This is a genomic window from Saccharopolyspora sp. NPDC000995, from assembly GCF_053599315.1.
This window is the reverse complement of sequence record NZ_JBSFLZ010000098.1, coordinates 21,303-27,996: the sequence shown is the minus strand read 5'-3', so window position 1 is coordinate 27,996 and position 6,694 is coordinate 21,303. Positions and strand designations below refer to the sequence as shown.

Annotated in this window: 6 protein-coding genes; 5 read left to right on the top strand and 1 reads right to left on the bottom strand. The window is 65.2% G+C overall.

From position 1 onward, the window contains the following. Positions 1–104 precede the first annotated feature (104 nt). Positions 105–677 (top strand): fatty acid desaturase family protein, encoded by a 573-nt coding sequence (locus ACWDKQ_RS26225; protein WP_450141426.1) that lies wholly within the window; start codon positions 105–107, stop codon positions 675–677. A gap of 55 nt (positions 678–732) precedes the next feature. Then, the gene (locus ACWDKQ_RS26220) at positions 733–1,815 is read left to right on the top strand and encodes an RNA polymerase sigma factor (protein WP_450141425.1); all 1,083 of its coding nucleotides are present in this window, start codon (positions 733–735) and stop codon (positions 1,813–1,815) included. A 149-nt stretch (positions 1,816–1,964) separates the two neighbouring features. Here the strand turns inward: ACWDKQ_RS26220 and ACWDKQ_RS26215 are convergent, their stop codons facing one another. Next, positions 1,965–3,539: an ABC transporter substrate-binding protein gene (locus tag ACWDKQ_RS26215; protein ID WP_450141424.1), complete on the bottom strand. Its 1,575-nt coding sequence runs from the start codon at positions 3,537–3,539 to the stop codon at positions 1,965–1,967. A 603-nt stretch (positions 3,540–4,142) separates the two neighbouring features. Between ACWDKQ_RS26215 and ACWDKQ_RS26210 the strand changes: the two genes are divergently transcribed. The 3 genes from ACWDKQ_RS26210 to ACWDKQ_RS26200 are packed head-to-tail and all read left to right on the top strand — an operon-like array spanning position 4,143 to position 6,666. Next, on the top strand, positions 4,143–4,787 hold the full coding sequence (locus ACWDKQ_RS26210; RefSeq protein ID WP_450141423.1) for a maleate cis-trans isomerase family protein: 645 nt from the start codon (positions 4,143–4,145) through the stop codon (positions 4,785–4,787). 33 nt (positions 4,788–4,820) lie between these two features. Then, positions 4,821–5,705, top strand: a complete 885-nt coding sequence (locus ACWDKQ_RS26205; protein WP_450141422.1) for an ABC transporter permease — start codon at positions 4,821–4,823, stop codon at positions 5,703–5,705. 10 nt (positions 5,706–5,715) lie between these two features. Next, the gene (locus ACWDKQ_RS26200) at positions 5,716–6,666 is read left to right on the top strand and encodes an ABC transporter permease (protein WP_450141421.1); all 951 of its coding nucleotides are present in this window, start codon (positions 5,716–5,718) and stop codon (positions 6,664–6,666) included. The last annotated feature ends 28 nt before the right edge of the window (positions 6,667–6,694 follow it).

Below are 6,694 nucleotides of genomic sequence, written 5' to 3'. Positions count from 1 at the left end.
TCGTCGGACACCATCAGCACACGGCCCGCGACCGGACGCAACCCGGTCCCATGCTCATGGCAAACCGGTGGTCCCTTCAGGCTGGCAGGCGACATGGAGAGCCGATGCAGCCAGCCGAGACCGTCGTCCGTGCCCGTAGCAACTACTCGGAGTTGCTACGTCGTGTGAAGGAAGCTGGGCTGCTCAACCGCCGCCCGGTCTACTACGTTGTCCGGATCGCGATGATCGCCCTTCTCTTCGTGGGCGGGTGGGTGGCCTTCGTGCTGTTGGGGCGGTCCTGGTGGCAGTTGGCCGTCGCGGCCGCTCTTGCGATGGTCTTCGCTCAGGCAGGGTTCCCGGGCAACGATGCGGGGCATCGGCAGGTGCTCAGGCCCCGCCGGGCCAACGATGTTGTCGGGTTTCTCAGCGGCAATCTCGGTATCGGGCTGAGCTTCGGTTGGTGGGCGGATAAGCACAACCGGCATCATGCCGACCCGAATCACGAGGACCGTGACCCTGATGTTAATGGAAGCGCGATCGCGTTTACCGAGACCGACGGTCGGGCCCGGCGCGGGTTGGCCAAGGGTTCGCCCGTCACCATGCATCTCTGTTCTTCCCGCTGTTGTTCCTCGGAGAGCACGCTGCTGGGCTCTTATGGGCGGGCCCTTCGTCACCTGCGCACCGTCGGCCAGGCTTGATATGGCTGCCACAGTGAACGCCCCCTCTGCCCCTGGCCGGGATGAAGCGGTAACGATGGGAAACTCGGCGCCAACCCATCCCGCCGACGTCGATCCCGCAGACCGCCGGTCGGAGGAACCTGAAGAAGAACAGGACTCGTCGGGCGCTGGTGATTTCGTCTGGGACGAGGAGGAGTCGGAGGCCCTGCGCCAGGCGCGCAAGGACGCTGCGCTCGCGGTGTCGGCCGATTCCGTCCGCGCCTACCTCAAGCAGATCGGCAAGGTGGCCCTGCTCAACGCGGAAGGCGAGGTCGAGCTCGCCAAGCGGATCGAAGTGGGACTTTTTGCTGCTGAACGTCTGCGGATCGCCGAGGAGGAACACGCAAGCCTCACCGCCGAACTCCGCCGCGACCTGCGCTCAATCGTCCGCGACGGCGAGAAGGCCAAGAACCACTTGCTGGAGGCTAATCTTCGGCTGGTGGTCAGCGTGGCCAAGCGCTACACCGGTCGCGGCATGGCGTTCCTGGACCTGATCCAGGAGGGCAACCTCGGCGTGATCCGCGCGGTGGAGAAGTTCGACTACACCAAGGGTTACAAGTTTTCCACCTACGCCACCTGGTGGATCCGCCAGGCGATCACGCGGGCCATGGCTGACCAGGCACGCACCATCCGGATCCCGGTGCACATAGTCGAGGTGATCAATAAGTTCGGCCGCGCCCAGCGTGAGCTGCTCCAGGACCTCGGTCGCGAGCCGACTCCGGAGGAGTTGGCCAAGGAGCTGGACATCACCCCGGAGAAGGTGCTGGAGATCCAGCAGTACGCCCGGGAGCCCATCTCGCTGGACCAGACCATCGGCGACGAGGGCAATAGCCAGCTCGGCGACTTCATAGAAGACCCCGAAGCCGTGGCGGCCGTGGACATGGTGTCGTTCACGCTGCTGCAGGACCAGTTGCAGTCGGTGCTCGCCACGCTGTCCGAGCGGGAGGCCGGCGTGGTCCGGCTGCGGTTCGGCCTCACTGACGGCCGGCCGCGCACACTGGACGAGATCGGCCAGGTATATGGCGTGACCCGGGAGCGCATCCGGCAGATCGAGTCCAAGACCATGTCCAAGCTGCGTCACCCGTCCCGCGCTCAGGCGCTGCGCGACTACCTCGACTGAACTCTCGCTGACCTGGGCACCAGGAGGGAGCTAGTTCCTGCCCGGGTCGGCCGCCGAAGGCGATCTCGGAGATCTGACACCACAGCGCTTCGTGAGGGTGGTTCCCAGCCGCCGCCATGAAGCGCTGCGGGGCCTCGTTCAGCATGTGGTCAAGACTTGCTGATCGTTGCGTAGTCGACGAACACGCTGGGGGTCTCGTGGATTCCTGTGACATTCGACCGGAAGATCCGTGACAGGCGGTCCTGGTAGAGGAAGACCCAGGGGGCGTCGTCGGCGATGACGTTGCCGGCTTCGCGGTAGAGACCGCGGCGCTTCTCCGGTTCGATGCTGTTGCGTGCTTCGTCGAAGACCGGCGCCAGCTCGGTGTTGACGTACCAGCCTCGGTTCACGCCGGCCCTGGGTATCTGGTCCGGGCCGAACATCCGCTCAAGCCAGTACCCGCTGTCCGCGCCGGTTGTCCAGCCGTTGAAGGAGCCGTTGACGTCGGCGTTGTATCCGGGGCTCTCGAGCTGGACCAGCGAAGTGAACTCGACGTACTCGACATCGAGCTGGACACCGACGTCCTTTAGATTTTGCTGGATGAGCGACATGATCTGGCTCGCCTGGGCGAAGCCCGGACCGCCACTCGGCGCATAGACCTTGACGGTCGCCGGCAGCTGGACACCTGAGGCCTGGATGAGTCGGCGAGCTTCGTCCTGGTTGAACTCGTATCGCGGCTGAGCGCCCTCTTCGAAGGCGTCGTTGCCCGTCGGGATCGGCCCGCCCAGCGCCTGCCCCATGCCGTCCAGCGCGGCGATGATCCCGTCGCGGTTGATCGCGTAGTTCAAGGCTTGGCGGAACTGCTGATTGTCGGTTGGCGTCGCCTTGGTGTTGAGCCGGATGAAGTACTGGTTGGCGGGGTCCGGATACTGCACCACCGCGTCTTGGCCTTGCAGCTGCCTGACCTGCTCCGCGCTCGCGCTGAGGATCGCATCGATCTCGCCGGTCTGCAGTGCGGCCGCCATCGTCGTGGGGTCCTGCATGTTCACGAACACGAGGCCATCGAGCTTCGGGATGCCCCGCCAGTAGGCCTTGTTGGCGTGGAGGTGCAGATCCGTGCCCTGCTCCACACTGTCGATCCGGAAGGGACCGGTACCGTCCGGATGCCGCCCGACGTCGTCACCGGGGTACTTCGCCAGAGCCACCGGGCTGATGATCGCCATCCGGCGGTCCGTGAGCAGACGCGGAAGCTCCGCGAACGGCTGTTTCAGGGTGAGGGTGAAGGTGGACGGTCCGGTTGCCCTGGCGCTGGCGATCCAGCGGGTCAGGAACTTCATGTTGGCGCTCGCGACCTGGTTGTACAGCGCCGAGCGGTCGTCCATCAGGCGTTCGAAGTTCGCGGCGACGGCCGCGGCGTCGAGTGGCGTACCGTCGTGGAACTGCACGCCGCCGCGGATCTCGAAGGTGTAGACCAGACCGTTCGCCGAGACGTTCCAGGATTCGGCCAGGCCTGGCATGACTTCGGGGGCCTTCTTGGTCACTGTCTCGAGATCCTCGCGAACGAGCGTCTCGTAGATGGCGTCGGTGACGCGAAGGCCGATGGTGCCGCTGATGCTCTGCGGGTCGAGTGCTGGGAGCTCGCTTCCCGAGGCGATGACAAGGACCCGTTGGTCGCCGTCCCCCTGTGTCACACCGGAGCAGGCGGCGACGCCGAGAAGGGAGGTGGCGGCAAGAACGGCGGACACGGTACGCCTCGCGCGCATTCTCATGGGAACTCCGTGATCGTTGCAAACGATTGCGATATGAGCAGAGAACGTAAGGCGGCCAACCCGGCTTGTCAACAGGCGCGGTCGGGGCTGGCGACAGAGGTCCGCGAGGCGCGAACGCGTTCACCCGGCGCCCGGTTTCAGCGCAGCCAGTGCCCTAATTTTTCTATTATGAAAGGGCTTTCGTAATAAGTCGCGCCATCTGGGGGGTGCTCGGCGAGGCGGTATGGGAGCGGCTTCCTGGCGTGCTCGGCTCTGGCGCGACGGTGCTCGTCGCGATGCGACCCTGGGCCAGGGCTGGCATGTCGCAGCTTCACTGCAATCGTTGACATCGATGTTGCGCTGTGTCTATCGTCCTGGTCGACGCGCTCCCCGGCGACCTCCGCACTGAGGCTCCGCACCTTGCGATCAGGTTCCTTCGGCGTTTCGTAACGGCATGGGGGAGGCGATCGGGCAGGCCGCAGGCTCTGCCAACGAACCACGACACGAGGAGTTGAACTCAGAATGCTTCTAGGTTGGCGTGCAAAGATCGGCCAGATCCGCCCTGCGACCGCCATCGAGGGTGCCGAGGAGTGGCGTAGCGTGGCCCCCACCGGCGTCGCCTTCGCGGATGCGCGCACCATCGTCCCCAAGGTGGACCAGGGGGGCCTGAAGGTGATGATGTCGCAGGTGCTGGAGGCGTCGCGCCAGCTCGCGACCTCCAAGGTCGATCTCATCGTGCAATGCGGCGCGCCGGGGACCTTCCTCGAGGGACCCGCGGCCGACGAGCGCATCACGAGCGAGATCACGGCGCACACCGGGATTCCGGCCATCACGATGCAGCAGTCGGCGGTCAAGGCACTTCAAGCTCTCGAAGCGAGCACCGTCGCAGTCGCAACCATCTACACCGACGAAGTGAACGACGCGCTGGCGGCCTCGCTCGAGAGCCACGGCATCAAGGTGAGCGCGATCGAGGGCCTCCAGATGACCGACCCGTACGACGCCAGCACCCACGACGCCGACAGTGCTTACCGGCTCGGCAAGTCGGTGTACAAGAAGGCGGGTGGCGCGGACGCCATCCTCATCTCATGTGGCACCTACCGGACCTTCGAGACGTTGCCTTATCTCGAGATGGACACCGGTGCCGCGGTGGTCAGCAGCAACCAGTCGACGCTCTGGAATGCTTTGCGCACGCTTGGCCTGCCGGACGTCATCCCCGACCTCGGTCGCCTGTGGACTGTGGCCTGAGCCAGCCGGTCCGGGACCGAGAGGATGATCGAGATGGCGGCTGGTGTCGTCGAGCAATCCGTACCTCCCCAACGTCGCATGCTCAGCGACTTGCTTTCGACCTTCACGAAACCCGCCCACGTCATAGGCGTAGTCATCATCGGTGCGGTCGTGTTCTGCGCGATCTTCGCCGATCTCATCTCGCCACACGACCCGATCCTTGCCGACCCGTATCAGCGGTATCTGTCGCCGTTCTCCCAGGGACACCTCCTCGGGACGGACGAGCTCGGACGGGACGTTTCGAGCCGGTTGATCCACGGCGCCAGGTTCGCCCTCTTCGTCGCGGTCGTGCCGACACTGATCGCACTGGTCATCGGCGGGCTGATCGGACTGCTGTCGGGGTACGTCGGCGGCAAGATCGACGCGGTGGTCATGCGCGTGTTCGACGTCGTCTTCGCCTTCCCGGGCGTCCTGCTCGCGCTGGGCATCGGCGCCGCGCTCGGGGCGGGCACCGGATCGATGATCATCGCGATGGTCGTGGTCACCATTCCCGAGGTTGGCCGACTCGTGCGCGGAAGTGTCCTGGGCGAGAAGGAACAGCCCTACGTCGAGTCAGCGCTCACGTTGGGCCTGGGACATTTCCGGACCGCCACCAGGCACATCGCCCCGAACGTCGTGAGCCCGCTGGTGGTCATCGGCGCGCTCCAGACGGGCAAGAACGTGATCCTGGCGGCGAGCCTCAGTTTCCTCGGGCTCGGCGTGCAACCCCCGGCGCCGGATTGGGGAGCGATGCTCAACGGGGGCAGGGCCGCCATGTTGAGCGCGCCGCACGTGGCGACCCTCGCCGGGCTGGCGATCGTCATTCTCACCGTCGGATTCAACCTGGTCGGCGACGCCGTCCGTGACCACCTGGATCCGCGAACGCGGAACAAGGCCTGAGGAGGCACACATGCTCAGGTACACGGGCAAACGGGCGCTCCAGCTGCTCCCGGTCATCTTCGGCGTGACGTTCGCGGTCTTCCTGCTCAGCCAGATCATTCCGGGGGATATCGCCGACGTGCGGCTCGGCGGCAACGCGAGCGAGGCCGAGAAGCAGGCGCTGCGGGACGAGCTCGGCCTTGACCGCAACATCTTCCTCCAATACCTGATCTACCTGGGAAATCTTCTGCGAGGAGATCTCGGGGTCTCGACGTCCTTTCATCAGCCGGCGCTCGACGTGCTCTTGTCACGACTGGTGAACACCGCGGTCATCGCGGTTCCCGCCGTCGTCGTGGCGGCGGTTCTCGGAATCGCGCTCGGCAGTTGGGCGGCGTTGAAGGCGAACTCGTTGCGTGACCGCGGCTTGACGGTGTTCGTGCTCGTTCTCACCAGCATGCCGTCGTTCTGGCTGGGCCTGATCCTCATCATGCTCTTCGGTCTGACCCTCGGCTGGCTACCGGTGAGCGGCATGCGAAGCGTCCTTGGCGGAGGAGGACTGGGTGACGTCGCCGCCCACGCGATCCTTCCGGTACTCACACTCGCGGCGTGGTCAATCGCGGTCATCGCGAGAATGACGCGAGCGTCGATGCTCGATGTCATGAGCAGCGACTTCGTGCGCAGCGCCCGATCCCGCGGCACGCCGGAGCACAAGGTCGTGTACCGGCACGCATTGCCCAACGCGATGCCCCCGGTGATCACCGTCGTGGGCCTCCAAGCCGGCTTCCTGCTCAGCGGAGCCGTGCTCACCGAGACGGTGTTCGCGTGGCCGGGCATAGGTCTGGCCCTGTCCCAGGCGATCAGTCAGCGGGACACCGTGCTGTTGCAGGGTGGCATTCTGGTGATCGCCATCATCTTCGTGCTGATCAACTTCGTGGTGGACATCCTGTATGCCTACTTCAATCCGAAGATCAAGCTCAGCTGAGGGGAGACCAGATGTTCGCGGTCGGGAC

Bases quoted from the DNA above. Each gene is read 5' to 3' on its own strand.
- ACWDKQ_RS26220 (WP_450141425.1), top strand. From the start codon at position 733: ATGGGAAACTCGGCGCCAACCCATCCCGCCGACGTCGATCCCGCAGAC.
- ACWDKQ_RS26205 (WP_450141422.1), top strand. From the start codon at position 4,821: ATGGCGGCTGGTGTCGTCGAGCAATCCGTACCTCCCCAACGTCGCATG.
- ACWDKQ_RS26200 (WP_450141421.1), top strand. From the start codon at position 5,716: ATGCTCAGGTACACGGGCAAACGGGCGCTCCAGCTGCTCCCGGTCATC.
- ACWDKQ_RS26225 (WP_450141426.1), top strand. From the start codon at position 105: ATGCAGCCAGCCGAGACCGTCGTCCGTGCCCGTAGCAACTACTCGGAG.